A 25,031-nucleotide genomic window follows, 5' to 3' on the forward strand; every position below is an offset into this window, starting at 1 on the left:
CAAAAAAAGACCATCCCAAATTGGGATGGTCTGTAATAATCTTCTTAAGAAGATCTAATCAAAAATTGATTAGACCATGTAGGGCTTGAGAACCTCAAGGATCTCTTCAGCGCCGTCTTCTGCATGGATATTAAGGTCGATCGGCTTTGAAAGATCGAGTGAGAAAATACCCATAATAGACTTGGCATCGATAACATATCTTCCTGATACAAGGTCGAAGTCATAATCGAACTTCGTAATATCGTTTACGAAAGATTTAACCTTATCGATGGAATTTAAAGAAATCTTAACTGTCTTCATTGGTCAAGTACCTCCTTCTTTTCTTTATAGTAAACGTATGATTGTCAAAAGTCAATGAGGTTTTCAACATAAAAATGAATAAGATTAGTGGTTTGAAGGTTGCAATGCACAACCTTGGTTGCAAAGTTAATAGTTATGAGATGGATGTAATGGGGCAAAAGCTGTCTGCTGCAGGCTGTGAAATCGTGCCATTTACTGATGTTGCGGATGTTTATATCATAAACACCTGCACCGTTACCAACATCGCCGACAGAAAATCAAGACAGATGCTCCACAAGGCAAAAAAAGAAAATCCAGGCGCTGTGGTTGTGGCTGTCGGATGCTACGTAGAGACAGGAATGGACGGCGTCAAGAAGGATGAATGCATAGATCTTGCAATCGGCAACAACAAAAAGTCAGAGATTGTTGATATTCTTGAGGAATTCGTGTCGGCAAGAGAAGGCTCTTTTGACAAGACCATGGGCGGAAAGAGCGTCATAGACATAAATGCTACACACGAATATGAGAACATGAGACTCTCAGACCTTCCTGAGCACACAAGGGCTTACATCAAGGTTCAGGATGGCTGCAATCAGTTCTGCAGCTACTGCGTAATCCCTTACGCGAGAGGAAGGGTCAGAAGCCGTGACATGGAGGATGTTCTCTCTGAGGTGAAAGACCTTTCGGCAAAAGGACTGAAAGAGGTCGTAATTACAGGTATTCATGTGGGCTCTTACGGTGTTGATAAGGGTGAGCCACAGCTTATAGAGCTTCTTGAGAAGGTAAATGAAATTGATGGTATAGAGAGGATCCGTATGGGCTCTATCGAACCAAGGCTCATGTCCGCTGAAAATGTTGAGAGGCTTGCAAAGATCAGTAAGCTCTGTCCTCATTTCCACTTATCTCTCCAGAGCGGATGCAACTCAGTGCTTAAGAGAATGAACAGACATTACACCGCCGAAGAGTATATGGAGTCGGTAGGTCTTTTGCGCAAGGCATTTGACAGGCCGGCTATAACCACTGACGTTATCGTTGGCTTCCCGGGCGAGACTGAGGAAGAGTTTGAGGAGTGCAGGAAATTTGCAGAGGACATTGCGTTCTATGAGATGCATGTCTTTAAGTATTCGCCAAGAAAGGGCACCGTGGCAGCAGGTCTTCCCGACCAGCTTACCGACAGACAGAAGTCTGCAAGAAGCGATGTACTGATCGAACTTACAGAGAGAGATTCCAAGGCCTACAGAGAGTCTTTTATCGGAGAAGAGCTCAAGGTCCTCTGGGAGGATGAAGAGGAGCACGGCGGCGCTAAATACATGATAGGGCACACAGACAGATATGTCAGAGTTGCTGTAAAAGAGGGGACAGACGCTTATGGTGAGGCTGTATCCGGCGAGATCACAAGCGTTGTGCCAACCGGAATGCTAAACGATGAAACGCTTCTGGTTTGAGTCAATGGGGACGTTTCAGTTTGACTCAAATTTGAACAAATGCAAATGGTTTGGTATCATTATATTGGTATATTGTTTAATTGAAGGATTATAAGAGGGAAGACTCCCTCACAAAATATAAGAATGGAGAAAAAATAATGGCAGATCAGGATTTAGGAAATACCCAATTTTTCAAAGTTGAAGTAGAACCTGAGACAGGCGTTAAAAAGGTACTTTCAGTAGTTTATGATGCACTTCTTGAGAAGGGCTACAACCCTGTAAACCAGATCGTTGGTTACATCATGTCCGGAGACCCTACATACATCACAAGCCACAAGGGTGCAAGAAGTCTTATCATGAAGGTTGAGAGAGATGAACTCGTTGAGGAGATGCTCACAGAGTACATTAAGAGCAACGATTGGGCTAAGAAGTAATGAGGATCATGGGACTTGATTACGGGTCCAGGACTGTGGGAGTGGCGATCAGCGATGAGCTTTTGCTCACTGCCCAGGGCAAAGAAATTATCCGTAGAAAAGAAGAAAACAAACTTAGAAGAACTCTTGCGCGCATAGAAGAACTCATTCAGGAGTACGGGGTGGAGAAGGTTATTGTTGGACTTCCCCTGAATATGGATGAGTCGGTCTCTGAGCGCTCTAAGTTATGCCTGGAATTTGCAGACAGGATTGAGAGAAGAACAGGACTTCCTGTGGAGATGCTTGATGAGCGCCTTACAACAGTTGAGGCGGATGAAATAATGGATGAAGCCGGCATCAAGGGGAAAGACAGAAAAGAGTACGTTGATATGATTGCAGCCCAGATAATTCTTCAGGACTATCTGGACAACAGATTGAAAAGGTGATTTATTTTGGAAAAGATTTTATTCAGCCCCGATGGCGAAGATGCGGTAGAGTTTTACTGTCTTGAACAGACCACAATAGGTGGCAAGACATATCTACTGGTCACAGATGAAGAAGATGGTGACGGAGAGGCGCTTATACTGCGCGACGACTCCGATTTAAAAGATGAAGAGGCAGTTTATGTTATCGTGGATGACGACCTGGAGCTTGAAGCAGTTGCAGGTGTATTTAGTAAGCTGCTTTCTGAGGATGGCATAGATCTGGATATTTAACGGGCAAGAGGTTTATATCCTATTCTGTGCGTCCGCCAAATTTATATGGAGGAATTATATTGAGCAAAAAGAAAACTGAAAACACGTCCAAGCTGCAGGTTATACCGTTAGGTGGCCTTGAGCAGATTGGAATGAACATCACTGCCTTCAGATACGAAGACAGTATTATTGTAGTGGATTGCGGATTGTCTTTTCCCGACGATGACATGCTGGGAATCGACCTTGTAATCCCTGACATCACATATCTGCAGGAGAATATTGACAAGGTAAAGGGCTTTGTAATTACCCACGGACATGAGGACCACATCGGTGCGCTTCCTTATGTTCTTCATGAGCTCAACGTGCCGGTTTACGCAACACGCCTTACCATGGGCATTATCGAGCACAAGCTCGAGGAGCACGGCCTTCTTAAAAAGACCCGCAGAAAGGTTGTAAAGTTTGGACAGTCCATAAACCTTGGACAGTTCAGGGTTGAGTTTATAAGAACAAATCACTCCATCGTTGATGCAGCAGCTCTTGCCATCTATTCACCGGCAGGAACCGTTGTGCACACAGGAGACTTCAAGGTTGACTATACACCTGTATACGGAGACCCCATCGACCTTCAGCGCTTTGCTGAGATCGGTAAAAAAGGCGTTCTCGCCCTTATGTGTGATTCGACAAATGCAGAGCGCCCCGGATTTACAGCTTCCGAGAAGACTGTGGGAAGGGCTCTTGATAACCTGTTTGCGGATCACGAGAACTCAAGGATCATCGTTGCTACCTTTGCATCCAATGTTGACAGAGTTCAGCAGATCATAAATACCGCCCACAAGTGCGGCCGTAAGGTTGCGGTGGAAGGCAGGAGTATGGTCAGCATCATTGATATTGCCCAGAAGCTTGAGTGCATCAAGATTCCTGAGAACACTCTTGTAGATATTGATCAGATCAAGAACTTCCCTGACAGCAAGACTACCATCATCACAACAGGTAGCCAGGGAGAGAGTATGGCTGCCCTTAGCCGTATGGCCAACGGTCAGCACAGAAAGATCACTATAGGTGCCGGAGATACAGTTATCTTCTCATCTCATCCGATTCCGGGTAATGAGAAGGCGGTAACCAACATCATCAACGAGCTTCAGATGAAGGGAGCAGAGGTTATTTTCCAGGATGTGCACGTTTCAGGACACGCATGTCAGGAGGATATCAAGCTCATCTACACATTGGTTAAGCCTAAATATTCCGTGCCTGTTCACGGTGAGTACAGACATCTCATCGCTCAGAGAAGGATTGCAAAAGACCTTGGAATCCCCAAGGAGAATATCTTTATCCTTCACTCAGGCGAGATTCTTGAGCTTTCAGAGGACAGCGCCAAAGTGGCAGGCAAGGTTCCTGTGGGAGCTATCCTTGTTGATGGTCTCGGAGTCGGCGATGTAGGAAATGTTGTCCTCAGAGATAGACAGCATCTTGCAGAAGATGGTATTGTAATTGTTGTGTTTGGAATTGATAAGGACAGTGCTCAGCTGGTATCAGGTCCGAGCATTGTTTCAAGAGGCTTTGTATATGTAAGGGAGTCCGACAAACTCATTGAGGATGCGACGGACATGGTTTATGACGACGTCACAGAGGCGCTTGAGAAGGGCATTACCGACTGGACCAAGCTCAAGAACATCGTCAAGGATACCCTTAGCGATTACATATGGAAAAAGACAAAGAGAAGGCCAATGATCATGCCGATCATTATGGATACACATTTCTAAGGCCTTCGGGGAGTTTTTATGAACGCAAAAAAATTTGCACTGGGATTTTTGGACCTGGCTGTTAAGGCAGCTTTTGTCATCATTGTGATCATGCTGATCTCAAAATATTCTAAGCTGGCTTACAGCTATGGATACCAGATCTTTAACCAGTCAGCTGTTTCATCCGGTACCGGAAGGACAGTGAGCTTTACCGTTAAGAGCGGAGATGATGTGGATACCATAGCTGACAATCTTGCCGGCCTTGGCCTTATCAAGGACAAGACACTCTTTAAGCTCCAGGAGAGATTCTCGGAGTACCATGAAAAGGAAAAGCCCGGAACCTATGAGCTTAGCACTGCCATGACTCCTGAAGAGATGCTGACAGTAATGTCAGGCGGACAGGAGGGAGCCGAAGGAGAAGATGGCCCAAGTAGCCAGGAGAGCGGAGACGAGTCAGATGGTGGGTGAGAACGACAGGATCAGCAGCTTTATAAATTCTCTTGATCCCGGCAATCTCCCGTTTCTTGATGAACTGGAGAGAACAGCGCTAGAGGATCAGGTTCCCATTATCCGCAAGGATACACAGGCACTTCTTAAATTTCTAATGGCCCAGAATAAGCCTAAGAACATTTTGGAAGTTGGCTGCGCTGTGGGATTTTCTGCACTTTTAATGGCAACATATACAGATGCAGATACCAAAATTACAACTATAGAGAAGTTTGAAAAAAGAATTCCCGTAGCAAGGGAGAATTTTTCCAAATACGACACAGAAGGTAAAATCACACTGTTGGAGGGGGACGCCACAGATATTTTAAAGGGTCTTGATCCGGGGTATGATTTTATTTTTATGGACGCAGCCAAGGGGCAGTACATCAATTTTTTGCCTGACTGCCTGAGGATTCTTAACAAAGGCGGACTTTTGGTTTCAGACAATGTCCTCCAGGACGGAGACGTGTTTGAGTCAAGGTTTGCGGTAACAAGAAGAAATCGCACCATCCATGCAAGGATGCGCGAGTATTTGTATGAGCTTAAGCACAACGATCAGCTAAACACAGTAATCCTAACCGTTGGAGACGGAATGACACTTTCGGTTAAGCTCTAAGATCTAAGAGGAAAGAATAAATGAAAAAACCTGAACTTTTAATACCTGCATCAAGTCTTGAAGTACTTAAGACAGCCGTAACATTCGGCGCCGATGCGGTTTATATCGGCGGAGATGCCTTCGGGCTTCGTGCCAAGGCCAAGAATTTCAGCCACGACGAGATGAAGGAGGGCATTGAGTTTGCTCACGCCCATGGCGTCAAGGTCCATGTCACCGTCAATATCCTGGCCCACAACTACGATCTCGACGGTGTTGAGACTTATCTTCATGAGTTAAAAGAGCTAAAGCCTGATGCACTGATTATCGCAGACCCCGGCATCTTCATGAAGGCCAGAAGGATATGCCCCGAGATTGATATCCACGTTTCAACCCAGGCCAACAACACCAACTATGAGACCTACAATTTCTGGCATGACCTCGGAGCCAAGAGAGTCGTTGCAGCCAGAGAGCTTTCCATAAATGAGATAAAAGAAATAACGTCTAGGATTCCGGATGATCTTGAGATGGAGTGCTTCATCCATGGCGCTATGTGCATTTCATATTCGGGAAGATGTCTTTTGTCCAATTACTTCACAGGGCGTGATGCCAACCACGGCGCCTGCACTCATCCCTGCAGATGGAAATATGCGGTTGTGGAGGAGAAAAGACCCGGTGAATACCTTCCTGTTTATGAGAATGAGCGCGGAACCTATATCTTCAACTCCAAGGATCTGTGCATGATAGAGCACATTCCGGAGCTGGTGGATGCAGGTGTGGACAGCTGCAAGATCGAGGGAAGAATGAAGACAGCCCTTTATGTTGCAACCGTTGCAAGGACTTACAGAAAGGCTATCGATGACTACTTTGAGTCGGAGGAGAAGTACAGGCAGAACATGCCATGGTATCTTGATCAGATTTCAAGATGTACTTACCGCCAGTTCACCACAGGTTTTTATTTTGGCAAGCCCAGTGATGAGACTCAGATCTATGACAACAACACTTACATAAATGAATATATCTACCTCGGAATCGTTTATGACATTGACGAGCGGGGTTATGCAAGAATAGAGCAGCGAAACAAGTTCTCCGTGGGTGATGAGATCGAGATCATGAAGCCCGACGGAACTGATGTAAAGACTACAGTAAAAGGCATGTACAGAGAGGATGGAACAGCCGTAGAGTCCTGTCCGCACTCCAAGGAAGTCATTTATCTTGACCTTTCTGTCACGCCTTCAAAATACGATATTCTCAGAGTGGATGCAGAGGATTCCACCAAGGAACAGTAAAAAACACTTGAGTTTTCTAAGAATTATTGTATAGTTGAATACAAATTCAGTTTAAAGGGGAACATAGGATGAGCAATGTGGTTAATGTAGAAGAGATCTTTGGTCAGAACGTCTTTACCATCGCGACGATGAGAGAGCGTCTTCCGAAGTCTGTCTTCAAGGAAGTTATAAACGTCATCGAGAACGGCGGAGAACTCTCCAAGGAGTCTGCTGATGTTGTTGCCAACGAGATGAAGAGCTGGGCAATGGAGAGGGGAGCAACACACTACACCCACTGGTTCCAGCCGCTTACAGGCATTACAGCTGAGAAGCATGATTCATTTGTTGGAAGCGCTGACGCCGATGGCCACATGCTCACTTCTTTTTCAGGAAAAGAGCTTATAAAGGGTGAACCTGATGCATCATCATTCCCATCGGGCGGCCTTAGAGCTACATTCGAAGCAAGAGGATATACAACCTGGGATATCACATCACCGGCTTTCCTTAAGGAGTCCGGAGCAGGTGTTACCCTCTGCATCCCTACAGCATTTTGTTCATATACAGGAGAAGCTCTTGATAAAAAGACTCCTCTTTTAAGATCCATGGAAGCAGTTAACAAGCAGGCTCTTCGTATCGTAAGACTTTTTGGCAATACTACAGCCAAGAGAGTCAACGTATCCGTTGGTCCTGAGCAGGAATACTTCCTTGTTGACTGGGATAAGTCCATGAAGAGAGAGGACCTTATCTTTACCGGAAGAACACTTTTTGGAGCAATGCCTCCAAAGGGTCAGGAGATGGAGGATCACTACTTCGGTGTTATCCGTGAGAGAGTCGGAGAGTACATGAAGGACCTCAACACAGAGCTCTGGAAGCTTGGCGTTCCGGACAAGACTCAGCACAACGAGGTTGCTCCCGGACAGCACGAGCTTGCTCCTATCTACGAGACTGCAAATATCGCAGTAGACCACAACCAAATCATTATGGAGACCATGAAGAGAGTTGCAGAGCATCATCACATGAGATGCCTTCTTCACGAGAAACCCTTCGCCGGAGTTAACGGCTCAGGTAAGCACGACAACTGGTCTCTTTGCACAGATAACGGCGTGAACCTTCTTGATCCCGGTGATACACCTAACAAGAACGTTCAGTTCCTTTTTGTACTTGCATGCATACTTAAGGCAGTTGATACTCACGCTGACCTTCTTCGTCAGAGCGCAGCTGATGTAGGAAACGACCACAGGCTTGGTGCCAACGAGGCTCCGCCTGCGATCATTTCCGTGTTCCTCGGAGAGCAGCTCGAAGACGTTGTAAGACAGCTCATTGAGACCGGCGTTGCCAAGTCCAGTAAGCGCGGAGGCAAGCTCAAGACCGGTGTTTCAACTCTTCCTCAGTTTGAGAAGGATGCAACAGACAGAAACCGTACATCACCTTTTGCCTTTACAGGTAATAAGTTCGAGTTCAGAATGGTTGGCTCATCAGATTCAATGGCCAGCTCAAATACAACACTTAACACCATCGTTGCCGAGGCTTTCTGCGAGGCAGCAGACATTCTTGAGAAGGCCAAGGACTTCGACGTTGCAGTTCATGACCTTATGAAGGAATACCTGACCAAGCACCAGAGGATCATATTCAACGGTGACGGATATTCAGACGCATGGGTAAAAGAGGCTGAGAGACGCGGACTTCCAAACATCAAGTCCACAATCGAGGCAGCAGATACACTTACTACCAAGAAGGCGATCAAGCTCTTTGAAGACTTCGGTGTATACACTAAGGTTGAGCTTGAATCAAGAAAAGAGATCATCTTCGAGAACTACGCTAAGACCATCAACATCGAAGCTCTCACAATGATTGACATGGCTTCCAAGCAGATCATTCCTGCAGTTATGAAGTACGCAGGACGTCTTGCCAAGGATGTCAACGAAGTAAAGGCAGCAGGCGCTGATGCTTCAGCTATGGCTGATGAGCTTAATGAGATCACAACAGAGCTCAACAAGATGAAGAAGGCCCTTGACCAGCTTAAGGCCAATGAGGCCAAGGCCGGCAAGATCACAGATGAGAGAAAGCTTGCTTATTTCTATAAAGATAAGGTAAGACCTTCCATGGAGGCTCTCCGTGAGCCTGCCGACAAGCTTGAGATGCTTGTGGATAAAAAGGATTGGCCTTTCCCTACATATGCAGATCTCCTCTTCGAGGGCTAATATGTGAGTCATTGGGGACGTTTCAGTTTGACTCATTTTGCTTCACAAAATGAGTCAAACTGAAACGTCCCCACTGACTCACCAAAACTTTTTAAAAAAAATCAAAAAAAGTACTTGCAATTAATAAAAAGACCACGTATAATTATTTCTTGTCCGATGGGCTATCGCCAAGCGGTAAGGCAACGGACTCTGACTCCGTCATTACGTAGGTTCGAATCCTACTAGCCCAGCTATCAAGCTCTTCAAAGCGTTAGCTTTGAGGAGCTTTTTTCGTGTTATTGCAGATTTCGGCTTTGCAATTTAATGGCAGGTATAAGGAGGTACTTATGTACAGCTTCAATTCACGAATCAGATACAGCGAAACAGATACCAATGCGGAACTGACAATAGAATCCCTGATCAACTATTTTCAGGATTGTTCTACGTTCCAGACACAGGACGGACCGGCTTCCATGGAGTATCTTAAAAGTAATGGACTGGCTTGGGTTTTGAGTTCCTGGCAGATTGAGATAAACAGGCTCCCAAAGCTTTGCGAGGAAGTGACAATAGGAACTGTGCCCTACGAGATCAAGGGCTATTTTGGCCTTCGTAACTTCTTTATGGACACCAGAGAGGGTGAGAGGCTTGCTATTGCCAATTCCGAGTGGATACTGTTTAACTTTGAAAAAGGGATTCCTGCCAAGGTGACTCCTGAGATCATTGAGGCTTATCCTGTGGAGGAGCGCCTTGATATGGAATACTTACCAAGAAAGATTGTTATTCCCAGAGATATTACTCCTGTGGCAGCGGATGAGATCGTGGTAAGGGAGCACCATCTTGATACGAACAATCACGTAAACAATGGACAGTACGTGAGAATGGCTCTTGGAAGACTTGATAATGAGAGCATCAATATCAAGAGAATAAGGGCTGAATACAGGAAACAGGCAAGACTTGGGGATATATTGTACCCCGATGTTTATAAATCTTTGCAAAATGGCAATATGTCTTATACTATTAATTTAAAGGATGCAGACGGACATAGTGTCTGCAAGGTTGAGTTTATTGCGCAATGAAGCAATTGCGAAATCTCGGTAGAGAGAAACGGAGGACTTATGATCAAATTAGGAGAAAAGCAGGTTTTAAAGGTAGTTAAGAAGGTGGACTTCGGTGTGTATCTTGCAGATACCGACCCGGAGGAGAAAGTTCTTTTACCAAATAAGCAGGTTCCGGAAGGAACAGAAGTCGGCAGCAAGATAGAGGTCTTTATCTACAGAGACTCAGACGACAGGCTGATCGCGACGACCAATGAACCAAAGATCATGCTGGGCGATGTGAGAATGCTTAAGGTCAAGGATGTTGCCAGAATCGGAGCTTTCATGGACTGGGGCCTTGAGAAAGACGTACTTCTTCCTTTCAAGGAGCAGACCAGAAAGGTTAAACCCGGCGAAGAGGTGCTCTGTGCCATGTACATCGACAAGAGCAACAGACTCTGTGTGACCATGAACGTTTATCAGTATCTGCTTACAAATTCGCCCTATGGCAAGGATGACAAGGTTAAGGGCACTGTTTATGAGATGAGCGATAATTTCGGCGCTTTTGTGGCTGTTGATGACATATACTCAGGTCTGATCCCCAAGAAAGAGCTCTATGGAAACATTCAGATTGGCGATCAGGTAACAGCAAGAGTTGTGTCTGTTAAGGATGATGGCAAGCTCAATCTGAGCATCAGAGAAAAGGCATATCTTCAGATGGATACAGATGCCCAGAAGGTCTTTTCCATGATAGAGCAGTGCGGCGGAAAGCTGCCATTTACGGATAAGGCTTCACCTGAACTTATCAGAGATAAGGCAGGCATGAGTAAGAATGAGTTCAAAAGAGCTGTCGGAAGACTTCTCAAGGAAGGCAAGATCGAAATAAGACCCGATTCAATTGTCAAAAAGTGAGGACTTAAATGGACTATAAAAGAGCCAATAGAGCTTATCTTTATATGATTCTATCCACACTGGCGCTAGTACTTTTACTGACGGCCTGGGTATTTACCACAGGAGGTGCACTCTCCATTACTGCCAGTAACATCTTAAGCGAGCTTATGATACTGGTTCCGGCCATTGCTACGATCTTTTACCACGGAGACAGGCTTGGGGTGCTTATTCCCTTTAAAAGGATAAAGATATCGTCTGCGCTTCTTACGATTCTGTATGTGGTGCTTCTTTTCCCGCTGGTAACCTTCATCAATTCGGTTTCGATGCTCTTTGTTGATAACACAATTGTGGGACTCTCGGATGAGATCACCGTAATGCCCATGTGGGAGATGTTTCTGCTGATAGGAATCTTCGGACCATTGGTAGAAGAGGTTGTGTTTAGAGGCTTTTTCCTTCAGAGTTATCAGAGAACCGGCAGGATCATTGGTTCCATGATCCTCTCGTCGATCCTCTTTGGACTGACGCACATGAACTTCAACCAGTTTGCTTATGGCGCAGCCATGGGACTTATGCTAGCACTCCTGGTGGAGGCTACGGGAAGTGTGTTGACCTCGTTTATCGCCCACGCAACCTTCAACTCTATTGAGGTGGTGCTGATGTATGCAACTTCGGATGTTCTGGATAATGCAGAGAGCATGCTCACAGATATGGAGGCTACGGGACAGATTCTTTTAACCATTGGAATCTACTTCGTGGCAGCGGTCATCTTCACGGCAATCGCGTTCTGTGTGGTGATAAAGATATCTGATATCGAGAAGAGAAAAGAGTTCTTTGTCAGCATTCCGAAATGTCGCAAGCAGGGCTACAAACTCATCACTGTTCCGCTTGTTTTGGCCATAGTCATTGCTGCAGTTTATATGATCGGACTGGAAGTTTTAAATAGCTTTATATAATCAAAAAGACCCACTGATGCGTTCAGCGGGTCTTTTCTTGTGCAATACTGCACGGTTTTGATGGCCTCAGATACTTATGTCGATATTTTGACCGACATTGGGATCAAGAGATGGCGAGGGCATTGAATTCATGGCCGAAACCATGGCTGCGCCGTTTGCCTCGAGGTTGTCGAGACTCTTTGCGAGCATAGCAACGCCATAATCATTCTTGATATTGTTCTGAGCAAGGGCCATCGATAAAGCAGGAATATCCATAAGGCCACCTCCTTGTGTATGAATATACTTTCCCTTATCTGTTATATCGGCTTGGAGGGACAAAAATATAATTGCCAGGAAGAAAGTCGGATGGCAAAAAATAAGAGGCGTTTTTGTGACTTTTGACTACAAAATTAAAAAAATAGACAAAAAACACCTCTGTTTGTATAGATTTTTTTGTACATTTATATTAAAATGGATAAGTAATGTTTTTTCATTACAAATATTGTAATAATTTAATCTGCACTAAAGGTGCAAGAAAGAGTGATACATGATATCCAATCAGATTTTGCAGAACACAATCGACGGACTCAAGAACATAGCGCATGTAGACCTTTGTGTGCTTGATATTGACGGTAAGGAGGTTGCATCTACCACCAATGAGATCGGCAACGTTTCGGCAGTGGCCAGGGACTTTGTTGAGTCACCTGCAGATTCGCAGGAGATACAGGGCTATCAGTATTTCAAGATATATGACGAGCAGCAGCTTGAGTATCTGCTCATCTGCACCGGAAGCGGCGACAACGTATATATGCTGGGCAAGATGATCGCATATCAGATCCAGAGCCTTTTGGTTGCATACAAAGAGCGCTTTGATAAGGACAACTTTATCAAGAACCTGCTCCTTGACAACCTTCTTCTGGTTGATATCTACAGCAGAGCCAAGAAGCTTCACATCCAGAGCGACGCCAAGAGAGTTGCCATGATCGTAGAGTGCGCCGGTGGAAGAGACAGCAATATACTTGAGCTCACAAGAACCTGTGTGGGCAGCGGAACTGATTTTGTAACAGAGGTAGATGAGGACAACGTCATCGTAGTCAAGGATGTCAGCGAGATGGCTAAGCCTTACGAGATTGCAAGATCAGCTGAGGATATTTTATCATCACTTGAAAAAGAGGGACTTTCAGGCGTAAGGATCGCCTATGGTACAGTTGTTGGCGAGATCAAGGAAGTGAGCCGTTCCTACAAGGAAGCCAAGATGGCTCTTGATGTAGGCAAGATCTTCTTTGACGAGCGCAAGGTTATCTGCTACAGCGAGCTGGGTATCGGAAGACTTATCTATCAGCTTCCTATTCCGCTCTGCAAGATGTTTATAAAAGAGATCTTCGGAGGAAGGAATCCTGATGAGTTTGATCAGGAGACCTTAAGCACCATTGATAAGTTCTTTGAGAACAGCCTCAATGTATCCGAGACCTCAAGACAGCTCTTCATCCACAGAAACACTCTTGTTTACAGACTGGACAAGCTTCAGAAGAGCACCGGCCTCGATCTGAGAGTCTTTGACGATGCCATTACTTTCAAAATTGCATTAATGGTTGTAAGATATATGAAGTATATGGAGAGGTTCACGTAATTGATATGTCAGGTAGGCATATTACGGTTTAACAAAGAGGAGAGTTATGGAAAGAGGATACAGAAAAAGAAGGACAAACAGGCAGATCCCCGAGGATGAGGTTATCACGCTTGAAAACGTGACTAAATCTTATTCTACGGGTGCACCGGCCTTAAACGGAGTCACCCTTCACATTAAGAGGGGTGAATTTGTTTTTATAGTGGGCGACAGCGGATCAGGTAAGTCTACTCTTATCAAGCTCCTGCTCAGAGAGCTTGTTCCCACTGACGGCGAGATCACAGTTCTCGGATATAATTTAAAGAGGATCAAGCACAGCAAGATTCCGAAGTTCAGAAGAAACCTTGGAATTGTATTCCAGGATTTCCGTCTCTTAAAGGACAGAAACGTCTATGAAAACGTCGCTTTTGCCCAGAGGATTGTTCAGACTCCCACAAGGGACATAAAGCGTAACGTTCCGTCAATACTTGCCACTGTCAATCTGGCAGGAAAATACAAAAACAAGATCAATCAGCTTTCAGGTGGTGAGCAGCAGAGAGTTGCTCTTGCAAGGGCTCTTGTAAACAAGCCGGCCATTCTTCTTGCTGACGAGCCTACCGGTAACCTGGATCCCAATAATTCCTGGGAAATTATGAAACTCATGGAACAGATCAACGAGAATGGTACAACCGTCATCGTAGTTACTCACAACAGAGAGATAGTAAATGCTATGAAGAAGCGAGTTATTACCATGAAGAAGGGCGTCATTATAGAGGACGAGGAAGAGGGTATGTACATCGATGAGGATTAATAGTTTCTTTTACACAATAGGCCAGGGCTTTAAGAACTTGGGACGTAATAAATGGTACACACTGGCATCAATTGCTACCATTACAGCATGTCTTTTCCTGTTTGGCCTGTTTTATGCCATAATCACAAACTTCCAGAACGTGGTTAAGACAGCGGAGGAAGGAGTCTCTGTAACAGTGTTCTTCAACGAGGGAACAACTGAGGATGAGATCCTTGCGGTAAAGAGTGATCTGGAGAAGAGGACAGAGGTACGTGAGATTCAGTACGTTTCAGCTGATGAGGCATGGGAAGGCTTCAAGGAGGAGTACCTTGGAGAGTATGCAGACGGATTCACAGAGAACCCTCTGGCAGATTCAGCCAACCTTCAGATTTATCTTAACGACGTATCAATGCAGCCGGCTCTTGTAACTTATATAGAGTCCATCACATCTGTAAGAGAGGTTAACAGGTCTGAGGTTACAGCTACAACACTCAGCGGACTCAACCTCCTTATTGCTTATGTGTCTGCGGGTATTATCATAGTTCTTTTGCTGGTATCAATATTCCTTATCAGCAACACGGTAACTATGGGTATTGCAGTCAGAAAAGACGAGATCAACATCATGAAGTATATCGGTGCCACAGACTTCTTTGTAAGAGCACCCTTCGTTGTTGAGGGTATTCTTATCGGTCTTATCGGATCCGCTATACCTCTGGTCATTATCTATTTCGTATATACACACGTTATCACCTACGTTGTATCAAGATTTACAATGCTAAGTTCACTCCTGAACTTCCTGCCTGTTGAGACAGTGTTCAACAGTCTGATTCCTATATCACTTCTCATCGGTATTGGTATCGGTTTCTTCGGAAGTTTCATCACAGTAAGAAAGCACTTGCACGTATAAAGATCAGGATAAGGACGACCCATAGGTGATTAGATTTTTTAAAAGAAGCACAAAAAGAATATCGGGCGTTATCCTGTGCCTTTTAATGGCTGTCTTTGTCTTTATGTCGTCTGCTGTTACCAGTTATGCTGAGGTTACCGAGGAGTCAATCAAGGCCAAGGAGAATCAGATCAGCGAGGCCAAGAAAGAGAGAGACTCTCTTAAGAATGCCAAGACAGATCTTGAGAAAGTCAAGAAGGAACTGGAGACCAGTAAGTCCAACCTCAACAACTATATTACTCAGCTGGACGGACAGCTTACTGATATCCAGGAAAAGATTGATTCCCTTAATAACGAGATAACAGAAAAAGAGCAGGAGATAGAGACAACAACTGCAGAGCTTATAGAGGCTGAAGCTATTCAAAAAGCACAGTATGAGGCCATGAAGAAGCGTATCAAGTTTATGTATGAGCGCGGAGATACGCTCTATCTTGAACTTCTCATACAGTCAGGAACCTTCGCTGACATGCTGAACAAGGCGGAGTACATTGAGATGCTCTCCTCCTATGACAGGCAGAAGCTCAACGAATACATACAGACAACAGAGCTGATAAGGCTAACCAAAGAGGCTCTTGAGGAAGAAAAGGCTACACTTGATGAAGCCAAAGCTGCCAAGGAAGATGAGGAAGCTTCTCTTCAGGCGCTGATGGATACCAAGGCTAATGAGCTTTCAGCTGTTAAAATGGATATCACTCAAAAGGAAGCAGCCATCAAGGCCTACGAGGACGAGATCAAGGCTGAGAATGCAGCAATCGCCGCCCTGGAGAGGGAGGTTGCGGCGGACAAGGCATCGCTCTACAGCAGATACATGTATGACGGCGGAATGTTCACCTGGCCTGCTCCCAACTACACCAGAATTTCTGATAATTATGGCATGAGAATGCATCCGACTCTCGGAATCGAGAAGATGCATAACGGTATAGATCTGGCGGCCCCATCGGGCTCACCTATACTGGCAGCTTACAACGGAACAGTAGTAGCTGCTGATTACAACTCATCCATGGGTAACTACATCATGATAAACCATGGAGGAGGTCTTTATACCATCTACATGCACTGCTCGGCTCTCTACGTTTCAAAGGGACAGGATGTTACCTCGGGAACCAAGATCGGAGCAGTAGGTTCGACCGGAAGATCTACAGGTCCGCACCTTCACTTTGGTGTGAGACTTAACGGCAATTACGTAAGCCCATGGAATTATCTTAAGTAAGCCGGATAGGAGTAAAAAGTGGATACTAATAATAATTTTGAATCAATGCCCCCACAGATGCCTCAGATACCTGAGGATAAGGGGAAACTCACCAGAAGGTTCATAGCCGGAATATTGGTGGGATGCTTCATCGCCCTGTTCATAGTGGCAGGAATATATGTTTTCTTATTTGCTAATCCTTTTGCGGGATTTTTTGGTGGCTCTTCCCAGATAGCAGGTAAGCTCGGCGGAGACGACCTTCTCACAGAAGACATTGCAAAAAAGATTGAGGCTCTCGATGATGTGATCGACGAGTATTACTACAAGCCCGATGTCAGCGATGAGGTTGAAGCAGACGGTATTTATAAAGGACTTATGGATTCGCTGGGCGATCCTTACTCTGTATACTACACAGAGGAGGAGCTCAATGATCTTTTGTCCGACACTGCAGGTGTTTACTACGGAATCGGTGCTTATGTCAGCATAGATGAAGATATGGGGCTTCCCAGGATTTCAGGCGTAATGCCCGGAACTCCCGCTGAGAGAGCAGAGCTTCAGACTGACGATATCATTTCTGAGGTAAATAAAGAGTCTACAAGCGGCCTTGAGCTGGATGAAGTTGTTTCGCTGATCAAGGGGCCTGAAGGAACAACGGTGCACCTCACAATCTTAAGAGGCTCCAAGAGAGAGCAGATCGAGGTTGATGTTGAGAGAAGCGCAGTAGAGGTTCCTACAGTAACAACCAAGATGGTCGGAGAAAAAGAGAATATCGGATACCTTCAGATCACTGAGTTTGATGACGTTACTCCCGACCAGTTCGCTGAGGGAATGGCAGAGCTTCGTGAGAAGGATATGCAGGGCCTTATCATCGACCTCAGAAGTAATCCGGGTGGAAGCCTTCAGGCTGTATGCGAGATCGCAAGACAGCTCCTTCCCAAGGGACTTATTGTTTATACCGTCGACAGGGACGGAAACAGAGATGACTACACGTGCGATGGAGAGCATGAGATCGATATTCCGGTGGTTGTTCTTGTAAACCAGTATTCAGCCAGCGCTTCCGAGATCCTCTCAGGAGCCATCAAGGATTACAAGATCGGAACTTTGGTCGGAACAACAACCTTCGGTAAGGGAATCGTTCAGAGGATCTTTGATCTTAAGGACGGAACAGCCGTTAAGCTCACGGTAAGTGATTACTACACTCCTAACGGCAACAACATCCACGGCATAGGAATTGAGCCGGATGTAGAGATTGAATTTGACGCAGATGCCTACGCTGAGGACAAAACAGACAATCAGCTCGAAAAGGGTATCGAGGTCATGGAAAAACTTCTTGACAATTAAATTGTATACGTGTAATATCAAAGACTGTGTCGAACATCTTCGGCACAGTCTTATTTTTTTGTGCGTAGCACATCATATGTTTATTCTAACAGTTTTCAGGAGTAACGAGTTTTATGGAAGTAAAGGCATGTATTTTTACCGATGCCGGCAAAGTGCGCAAGGTAAATCAGGACGCGGCTATGATCAAGGTAGCCAATACGAGAAGGTACGGAAGGATCTCTTTTGCCGCAGTATGCGATGGAATGGGAGGCCTATCTAAAGGCGAAGTTGCAAGCTGCAAAGTGATAAGGGCTCTGGAGAGGTGGTTTAATGAGGAACTGTCTCTGATGCAGGGTATGAGTGAGGATGAGCTGTTTAAGACTGCGGAGATATCGCTAAAGAGGCTCATTGTGAAGGTTTGCGGAGAGCTTAAGAGATACGGCAAGCACAGGGGGATAAACCTTGGAACCACTATGACAGCTCTTTTGCAGATTGGTACGAGGTACATGACACTGAATATAGGTGACTCCCGGATATATCTGATAGACAGCGCCAGAGCCCGGGCCATAACAAAGGACCAGAGCCTGGTGCAGGATAAGCTGGATAAGGGCCTGATAACAGCCGGGGAAATGGAGACAGACCCTGAGAGAAATGTGCTTCTTTGGTCCGTGGGAACCACGATGGATCCGGAAATCGAAGTGGGCCATGGAACATTTTCAGGAAGCACAACTGTCCTAGCCTGTAGCGACGGATTTTGGCGAACACTGAGTCCTGAGGAGATGCATAAAAAGCTATGTCCCCAGATGTGCGTGACGGATATGGATATGCTGCAGGAGTGCAAAAAGCTATCTGAGCTCGCCTGGAGCAGAAAAGAGAAGGATAACATTTCAGCAGCAGCCATGTGTCTGGAGTTTTAAGGAGTAATTGGGATGGATACAGGAATTTTATACAGGGATAAATACAGAATAAAAAGAAAGCTTGGCGAGGGCGGAAGCAGCGTAGTTCTCATGGGAATTGATGAAGAGAAGGGCAGAGCTGTAACCATCAAGCAGATAAAGAAAGATGTGTACGGAGCCGGAGATATAGGATGTGCAGTAGAGGAAGAAGTGGGACTTCTTAAGGTGCTGAGCCACCCTGCGATTCCGAAACTCATAGATGTTTATGACGATGCATTTGTCCTTGAGTATGTTCCGGGAAACAGCCTCGAGAAGTTCATTAAGCACAAGGGCTTTCTTGGGGAGAAAGAGGCTGTGGCCATGGGGCTTGAGCTTCTGGATATCCTTTCATATCTGCATGGTGGCAAAAGACCTGTCGTCTACCGCGACTTAAAGCCTGCCAATATCATGGTGCGTCCCGACGGGCATGTATCGCTCATCGATTTCGGAGCTGCAAGATACTATGAGGGCGGGGCGATGTCAGATACCAGGAACCTGGGAACCGGCGGCTTCGCAGCACCTGAGCAGTATGGGAACCTCGGACAGACAGACCCGAGGACGGACATATACTGCTTTGGAAGGACTCTTTTGCAGATCATGGGTGGTAAGTGCTCACCTGAACTGATGGCTATAATCGATAAATGTACAAGACCGGACAGGGAAGACCGGTTTGGAAGCTGCAGAGAAATTAGGGTGGCAATGAAGAAGTATCCGAAAATTGCTGCTAGGAATAAGGTTCTGGCGAACGTCAGATATGTCACAGTGGCAGCAGTACTTGCGATGGTCATTTCTTTGGGCTTAACTCACTACGATACGTTTGTGAGCTACGCCGCCATAGACGCTCAGATGAGAATCCCTTCGGTTAAAGAAAGACTTGGAAGGGCAGGTATCAGAATAAGAGAGATACTTGATGAGAAATACGGCGATGATATTGAATGGCTAAAGTTGCCTATGGAGGAAGAAGAATGATGATCTTTGCTTATACCTTTCTGGTGGTTTTCGTTGCTCTTGTGGTGATACTGGGACTTGGAAGCCTTCTTGCAAAGGGTGGTGAAACGCCGGAGATAATTCCGGAAGGAGCTGCAACGGCTGCTATGTGCACGACGCAGCTACTTGGCCGCGGAGACTATTCAGGCTCTGTGTGCGATGAGGACTTCGTGATCGAGCAGGACCTTGTATACACCTACGATTCCATCAATCTATAACGAACAGATGTTCTAAAAATTGTGGACAATGTACTTTGAAAATGATATACTGACAACGTATATGCACTTATTGTTTGTGGACCAGAATTTGAGGGTAAAACATGGACTTCAAATTACATTCTGAATATAAGCCGACGGGCGATCAGCCCCAGGCGATCAAGAAATTAGTTGATGGTTTTAAAGAGGGCAATCAGTTTGAGACGCTGCTGGGAGTAACCGGCTCAGGTAAGACCTTTACCATGGCCAATGTTATTGCTGCGCTCAATAAGCCCACACTTATCATCAGCCACAACAAGACTCTGGCAGGACAGCTCTATGGTGAGATGAAGGAGTTCTTCCCGGAGAATGCTGTAGAGTACTTTGTCTCTTACTACGATTATTACCAGCCTGAGGCCTACGTGCCACAGACTGATACTTATATTGCCAAGGATTCTGCGATTAACGACGAGATAGATAAGCTCAGACTTTCTGCAACTGCATCCCTTGCCGAGAGGAAGGATGTGATCGTTGTTGCCAGTGTATCCTGTATCTACGGCCTTGGAAGCCCTGAGGAATTTAAGGGCATGTCAGTATCACTGCGTCCGGGCATGACCAAGGACAGAGATGAACTGATCAAGGATCTTGTGGCAATCCAGTACGATAGAAACGACATGGAACTTGGAAGATGTAACTTCAGGGTTCGCGGAGATACGGTTGAGGTCTTTCCCGCCAACGCTGATGATTATCTGATCAGGATTGAGTTCTTCGGAGATGAGATAGACAGGATCTGTGAAGTTGAACCTGTTACTTCCAAGGTCAGGAGCGAGCTGACCCATGTCATGATTTACCCGGCTTCTCACTATGTTGTCCCTCAGGAGAAGATCAATGCAGCCTGTGACAACATTGAGAAAGAGCTCGAGGAACAGGTTAAGTTCTTTAAGGGTGAGGACAGACTTATAGAGGCTCAGAGAATTGCTGAGCGCACCAACTTTGATGTTGAGATGATGAGGGAGACGGGCTTTTGTTCCGGAATTGAGAACTACTCAAGACACCTTAATTTTGCCAAACCCGGCGAGCCTCCGCTGACTCTTCTTGACTTCTTTGACGATGATTTTCTGATCATCGTTGACGAGTCACATATGACAATTCCGCAGGTTGGAGCTATGTATAACGGCGACAGGAGCAGGAAACTTACTTTGGTGGACTATGGATTCAGACTGCCATCTGCTCTTGATAACAGACCTCTCAATTTTGAGGAGTTTGAGCAGCACATCGACCAGATGCTGTTCTGCTCGGCTACCCCGGGTAAGTATGAGGAGGAACACGAGCTTCTTCGTGCCGAGCAGGTGATCAGGCCGACAGGTCTTTTGGACCCGGAGGTTGACGTACGCCCTGTTGAGGGACAGATAGATGACCTTATCGGTGAGATCAGGAAAGAGATAGACAACAAGAACAAGGTCCTTGTAACTACACTTACCAAGCGTATGGCAGAGGATCTTACAGAATACCTTGCAGAATCAGGAATCAGGGTCAAGTATCTGCACTCGGATATCGATACCCTGGAGAGAGCTGAGATCATCAGGGATATGAGACTTGATGTCTTTGACGTTCTTGTGGGTATCAACCTTCTTAGAGAGGGTCTTGATATTCCGGAGATATCTCTGGTTGCCATAATAGATGCGGATAAAGAGGGATTCCTTCGTTCTGAGACTTCTCTTATCCAGACCATCGGACGTGCGGCCAGAAACTCTGAGGGCCATGTAATCATGTATGCCGATACCATGACTGACTCCATGAAAAAGGCCATCGATGAGACCAAGAGACGTCGCGCTATTCAGCAGAAATATAACGAGGAACACGGCATAACACCTCAGACCATCAAGAAGGCAGTCCGTGACCTCATTGCAGTAACCAAGGCTGTTGCCAAGGAAGAAGTTAAGTTTGAGAAGGATCCTGAATCCATGGACAGAGACGAGCTGGAGAAGCTCATTGCCCAGGTTCAGAAGAAGATGAAGAGGGCGGCTACGGAGCTGGATTTCGAGACAGCTGCAATGCTGCGTGATCAGCTCATCGATCTTAAGAAGGTGCACAACGAGCTCACGTCAGGGCTGTGAGAACTTAACGAGGTATTATCGAGTTTAGTTCGAACGTGTCACTCCGAGCGAAGCGAGGAGTAACTTCCTTGTTACTCTGGAAGGGAAATATTTATGTCAGAAAATCAGATGACCAAAAAGAACACCACCAAGAGGATTCTTCCCTCTGATATACACGACTATATCAGGGTTCGTGGTGCCAGTGAACATAACTTAAAACATGTAAATGTAAAGATCCCGAGGGAGACTCTTACAGTCCTGACCGGTGTGTCAGGTTCAGGTAAGTCGTCTCTTGCTTTTGAGACCATCTTTGCAGAGGGTCAGAGACGCTACATGGAGTCTCTTTCATCCTACGCCAGAATGTTCCTGGGACAGATGGACAAGCCCAATGTTGAGGCAATCGAGGGACTTTCCCCCACAATATCCATCGACCAGAAATCCACCAACAAGAACCCCAGATCTACCGTTGGAACAGTTACTGAGATCTACGATCATTTCAGGCTTCTCTACGCGAGGATTGGTATTCCTCACTGCCCCAATTGCGGAAGAGAGATCCGCCGACAGACAGTGGATGAGATGTGCGATCAGATCATGGCCCTGGGTGACGGAACCAAGCTCCAGATCCTTGCACCTGTTGTCAGAGGTAAAAAGGGTGAACACCAGAAGACCCTGGACAGAGCTAAGCGTGCAGGTTATGTAAGAGCCAGGATTGATGGCAGCCAGTACGACATTTCCGAAGAAGAGATCAAGCTGGACAAGAATATCAAGCACAACATCGAGATCATCGTAGACAGAATCGTGGTCAGAGATGACAATGAGAATCTTCGCCGCAGACTTACCGATTCCATAGAGAATGCCCTTCAGCTTACAGAGGGACTTCTTCTTGTGGACGTAGTTGACGGACAGGAACTGAGCTTTAGTCAGAGCTTTGCGTGTCCTGACTGCGGAATCAGTATCCCTGAGATCGAGCCCAGAAGCTTTTCTTTCAACAATCCTTTCGGCGCATGCCCTGATTGTGTGGGACTTGGCTACAAGATGGAATTTGATGCCGATCTCATGATCCCCGATAAGAGTCTGTCCATCAATGACGGATGTATCGTTGTAATGGGATGGCAGTCAGCCAACAAGGACTCAAGCTTTAGTAACGCCGTACTCCGAACACTTGCCAAGGAATACAAATTCAGCCTTGATACACCTTTCGAGGATCTGTCTGAAGAAGTTCAGAATATGATAATTTACGGTTCTGACAGAACCGTTAAGGTTCACTATAAGGGTCAGAGGGGCGAAGGTGATTACCCCATCAAATTTGACGGCCTTATCAAGAACGTAGAACAGCGTTACAGAGAGACTTTCTCTGAAGCTATGAAGGCAGAGTATGAGGAGTTTATGAGAATTACTCCCTGCCAGCTTTGTGGCGGTCAGAGACTTAAGAAGGAGTCGCTTGCTGTAACCATAGATGACAAGAATATTTACGAGATCACTTCCATGTCCATAGATGAGCTTCAAAGCTATCTCGAGAACATGAAGCTCACAACTCAGCAGGAGATGATAGGAGCCCAGGTACTCAAGGAGATCAAGGCACGAGTTGGATTCCTTGTAGATGTGGGACTGGACTATCTGTCTCTCTCGAGAGCAACGGGAACTCTTTCCGGCGGAGAAGCTCAGAGAATAAGGCTTGCAACCCAGATTGGCTCAGGCCTCTGCGGAGTATGTTACATCCTAGATGAGCCCAGTATCGGTCTCCATCAGAGGGACAATGACAAGCTCCTTAATACACTTAAGAACCTGCGAGACCTTGGCAATACCCTTATCGTGGTTGAGCACGATGAAGATACCATGAGAGCTGCGGATTACATCGTTGACGTTGGTCCCGGAGCCGGCTCACACGGAGGCAAGATCGTTGCCTGCGGAACTGCCGAGGATATCATGAAGGTAAAAGAGTCTGTGACAGGCCAGTACCTGTCCGGAAAACTCAAGATAGAAGTTCCTGCTACCAGAAGACAGCCAAAGGGCTGGCTCAAGATAAAAGGTGCACAGGAAAATAACCTTAAGAACATCGACATAGATGTTCCGGTTGGAGTAATGACCATTGTTACCGGTGTATCCGGGTCAGGCAAGAGCTCTTTTGTCAACGAGATCCTCTACAAGCACCTGGCAAGAGATCTAAACAGGGCAAGAGTTATCCCCGGCAAGCACAAGGCCATTGAGGGACTTGAGCAGGTTGATAAGGTAATTGCCATAGATCAGTCGCCTATCGGAAGAACACCACGTTCAAACCCTGCAACCTATACCGGCGTATTTGACATGATTAGAGATCTCTTTGCGGGAACTCCCGACGCTAAGGCAAGGGGTTACAAGAAGGGAAGATTCTCCTTTAACGTTAAGGGCGGACGATGCGAAGCCTGCGGAGGAGACGGTATCATCAAGATCGAGATGCACTTCCTTCCTGATGTTTATGTGCCCTGTGAAGTCTGCGGAGGTAAGAGATACAACCACGAGACTCTGGAAGTCAGATACAAGGGCAAGAACATATACGATGTCCTGGATATGACAGTAGAGGAGGCTCTCAAGTTCTTTGAGAATGTTAAGACCATCAAGCGCAAGATCCAGACTCTCTACGATGTAGGACTTGGTTATGTGAAGCTGGGTCAGCCCAGCACAGAGCTCTCCGGTGGTGAGGCTCAGAGGATCAAACTTGCAACTGAGCTTTCCAAGGTTGGAACAGGCAAGACCGTTTATATCCTGGATGAGCCCACAACAGGTCTTCATTTTGCAGATGTCCAGAAGCTTGTTAAGATCATGCACACTCTTGTTGATCAGGGAAACACCGTTGTTGTCATTGAACACAACCTGGACGTTATCAAGACCGGAGACTATATCATAGATATGGGCCCCGAGGGAGGTTCCAAGGGCGGTACAGTGGTTGTTGCCGGAACTCCTGAAGAAGTTGCAAAGTGCAAAAAGTCCTATACAGGCGCATACATAAAGAGACTCCTTAAGTAAATAGGTTGTTGCATTGGGACGGCTCAATTCTT

24 protein-coding genes and 1 tRNA gene are annotated in these 25,031 nt (G+C 45.9%); 23 read left to right on the forward strand and 2 right to left on the reverse strand.

Annotated elements, in window-relative coordinates:
• Positions 1-69: 69 nt before the first annotated feature.
• Entirely contained in the window at positions 70-300 is a 231-nt protein-coding gene (locus tag G632_RS0105575) for an HPr family phosphocarrier protein (protein WP_022766493.1), read from the reverse strand.
• 74 nt (positions 301-374) lie between these two features.
• Here G632_RS0105575 and mtaB point away from each other — a divergent pair, with 74 nt between their 5' ends.
• From mtaB to G632_RS18930, 13 genes are all read left to right on the forward strand, one after another.
• Complete coding sequence (gene mtaB, locus G632_RS0105580) at positions 375-1,724, forward strand: tRNA (N(6)-L-threonylcarbamoyladenosine(37)-C(2))-methylthiotransferase MtaB (protein WP_035782094.1); 1,350 nt, start codon at positions 375-377, stop codon at positions 1,722-1,724.
• Positions 1,725-1,861: 137 nt separating this feature from the next.
• Positions 1,862-2,137 carry an IreB family regulatory phosphoprotein gene (locus G632_RS0105585; RefSeq protein ID WP_022768041.1) on the forward strand — a complete coding sequence of 92 codons (276 nt, stop codon included), beginning with the start codon at positions 1,862-1,864 and terminating at the stop codon, positions 2,135-2,137.
• The gene (ruvX, locus tag G632_RS0105590) at positions 2,137-2,562 is read left to right on the forward strand and encodes a Holliday junction resolvase RuvX (protein ID WP_022768042.1); all 426 of its coding nucleotides are present in this window, start codon (positions 2,137-2,139) and stop codon (positions 2,560-2,562) included. The genes G632_RS0105585 and ruvX overlap by 1 nt, the downstream gene beginning before the upstream one ends.
• Before the next feature lie 6 nt (positions 2,563-2,568).
• On the forward strand, positions 2,569-2,832 hold the full coding sequence (locus G632_RS0105595; RefSeq protein WP_022768043.1) for a DUF1292 domain-containing protein: 264 nt from the start codon (positions 2,569-2,571) through the stop codon (positions 2,830-2,832).
• A 59-nt stretch (positions 2,833-2,891) separates the two neighbouring features.
• The gene (locus G632_RS0105600) at positions 2,892-4,571 is read left to right on the forward strand and encodes a ribonuclease J (protein WP_022768044.1); all 1,680 of its coding nucleotides are present in this window, start codon (positions 2,892-2,894) and stop codon (positions 4,569-4,571) included.
• Positions 4,572-4,589: 18 nt separating this feature from the next.
• The gene (locus G632_RS18925) at positions 4,590-5,018 is read left to right on the forward strand and encodes an endolytic transglycosylase MltG (protein WP_022768045.1); all 429 of its coding nucleotides are present in this window, start codon (positions 4,590-4,592) and stop codon (positions 5,016-5,018) included.
• On the forward strand, positions 5,008-5,652 hold the full coding sequence (locus G632_RS0105610; RefSeq protein ID WP_022768046.1) for an O-methyltransferase: 645 nt from the start codon (positions 5,008-5,010) through the stop codon (positions 5,650-5,652). The genes G632_RS18925 and G632_RS0105610 overlap by 11 nt, the downstream gene beginning before the upstream one ends.
• A 20-nt stretch (positions 5,653-5,672) precedes the next feature.
• Positions 5,673-6,917: a peptidase U32 family protein gene (locus G632_RS0105615; RefSeq protein WP_022768047.1), complete on the forward strand. Its 1,245-nt coding sequence runs from the start codon at positions 5,673-5,675 to the stop codon at positions 6,915-6,917.
• 68 nt (positions 6,918-6,985) lie between these two features.
• Positions 6,986-9,097, forward strand: a complete 2,112-nt coding sequence (locus tag G632_RS0105620) for a glutamine synthetase III family protein (protein WP_022768048.1) — start codon at positions 6,986-6,988, stop codon at positions 9,095-9,097.
• A gap of 157 nt (positions 9,098-9,254) precedes the next feature.
• A tRNA-Gln gene (locus G632_RS0105625) sits at positions 9,255-9,327 on the forward strand.
• A gap of 96 nt (positions 9,328-9,423) precedes the next feature.
• Entirely contained in the window at positions 9,424-10,152 is a 729-nt protein-coding gene (locus G632_RS0105630; RefSeq protein WP_022768049.1) for an acyl-[acyl-carrier-protein] thioesterase, read from the forward strand.
• 39 nt (positions 10,153-10,191) lie between these two features.
• Positions 10,192-11,022 carry a CvfB family protein gene (locus G632_RS0105635; RefSeq protein ID WP_022768050.1) on the forward strand — a complete coding sequence of 277 codons (831 nt, stop codon included), beginning with the start codon at positions 10,192-10,194 and terminating at the stop codon, positions 11,020-11,022.
• An 8-nt stretch (positions 11,023-11,030) separates the two neighbouring features.
• Entirely contained in the window at positions 11,031-11,954 is a 924-nt protein-coding gene (locus tag G632_RS18930) for a CPBP family intramembrane glutamic endopeptidase (RefSeq protein ID WP_022768051.1), read from the forward strand.
• A gap of 66 nt (positions 11,955-12,020) precedes the next feature.
• On the opposite strand, the gene G632_RS0105645 is transcribed toward G632_RS18930, so the two are convergent.
• A complete protein-coding gene (locus G632_RS0105645) occupies positions 12,021-12,209 on the reverse strand; it encodes a YjfB family protein (RefSeq protein WP_022768052.1) in 189 nt (62 codons plus the stop codon).
• 271 nt (positions 12,210-12,480) lie between these two features.
• On the opposite strand from G632_RS0105645, the gene G632_RS0105650 reads away from it, so the two are divergent.
• The 10 genes from G632_RS0105650 (at position 12,481) to uvrA (ending at position 24,999) form a co-directional block, all read left to right on the forward strand.
• Positions 12,481-13,563 carry a PucR family transcriptional regulator gene (locus G632_RS0105650; RefSeq protein ID WP_022768053.1) on the forward strand — a complete coding sequence of 361 codons (1,083 nt, stop codon included), beginning with the start codon at positions 12,481-12,483 and terminating at the stop codon, positions 13,561-13,563.
• Positions 13,564-13,609: 46 nt separating this feature from the next.
• Positions 13,610-14,350 carry a cell division ATP-binding protein FtsE gene (gene ftsE, locus G632_RS0105655; protein ID WP_022768054.1) on the forward strand — a complete coding sequence of 247 codons (741 nt, stop codon included), beginning with the start codon at positions 13,610-13,612 and terminating at the stop codon, positions 14,348-14,350.
• The gene (ftsX, locus tag G632_RS0105660) at positions 14,340-15,236 is read left to right on the forward strand and encodes a permease-like cell division protein FtsX (RefSeq protein WP_022768055.1); all 897 of its coding nucleotides are present in this window, start codon (positions 14,340-14,342) and stop codon (positions 15,234-15,236) included. The genes ftsE and ftsX overlap by 11 nt, the downstream gene beginning before the upstream one ends.
• Before the next feature lie 25 nt (positions 15,237-15,261).
• On the forward strand, positions 15,262-16,485 hold the full coding sequence (locus G632_RS0105665; protein WP_022768056.1) for a murein hydrolase activator EnvC family protein: 1,224 nt from the start codon (positions 15,262-15,264) through the stop codon (positions 16,483-16,485).
• Positions 16,486-16,503: 18 nt separating this feature from the next.
• Positions 16,504-17,805, forward strand: coding sequence for a S41 family peptidase (locus G632_RS0105670; RefSeq protein ID WP_022768057.1), 1,302 nt, complete (start codon positions 16,504-16,506; stop codon positions 17,803-17,805).
• 113 nt (positions 17,806-17,918) lie between these two features.
• Positions 17,919-18,701 carry a PP2C family protein-serine/threonine phosphatase gene (locus G632_RS0105675; protein ID WP_022768058.1) on the forward strand — a complete coding sequence of 261 codons (783 nt, stop codon included), beginning with the start codon at positions 17,919-17,921 and terminating at the stop codon, positions 18,699-18,701.
• 12 nt (positions 18,702-18,713) lie between these two features.
• Positions 18,714-19,688: a serine/threonine protein kinase gene (locus G632_RS18935; RefSeq protein WP_022768059.1), complete on the forward strand. Its 975-nt coding sequence runs from the start codon at positions 18,714-18,716 to the stop codon at positions 19,686-19,688.
• The gene (locus G632_RS0105685) at positions 19,685-19,924 is read left to right on the forward strand and encodes a hypothetical protein (RefSeq protein ID WP_022768060.1); all 240 of its coding nucleotides are present in this window, start codon (positions 19,685-19,687) and stop codon (positions 19,922-19,924) included. The genes G632_RS18935 and G632_RS0105685 overlap by 4 nt, the downstream gene beginning before the upstream one ends.
• Positions 19,925-20,025: 101 nt before the next feature.
• A complete protein-coding gene (gene uvrB / locus G632_RS0105690) occupies positions 20,026-22,017 on the forward strand; it encodes an excinuclease ABC subunit UvrB (RefSeq protein WP_022768061.1) in 1,992 nt (663 codons plus the stop codon).
• Between the two features lie 108 nt (positions 22,018-22,125).
• Entirely contained in the window at positions 22,126-24,999 is a 2,874-nt protein-coding gene (gene uvrA / locus G632_RS0105695; protein ID WP_051154880.1) for an excinuclease ABC subunit UvrA, read from the forward strand.
• Positions 25,000-25,031 lie beyond the last annotated feature (32 nt).

This window comes from Butyrivibrio sp. NC2007, assembly GCF_000421405.1.
Lineage (GTDB): Bacteria > Bacillota > Clostridia > Lachnospirales > Lachnospiraceae > Butyrivibrio.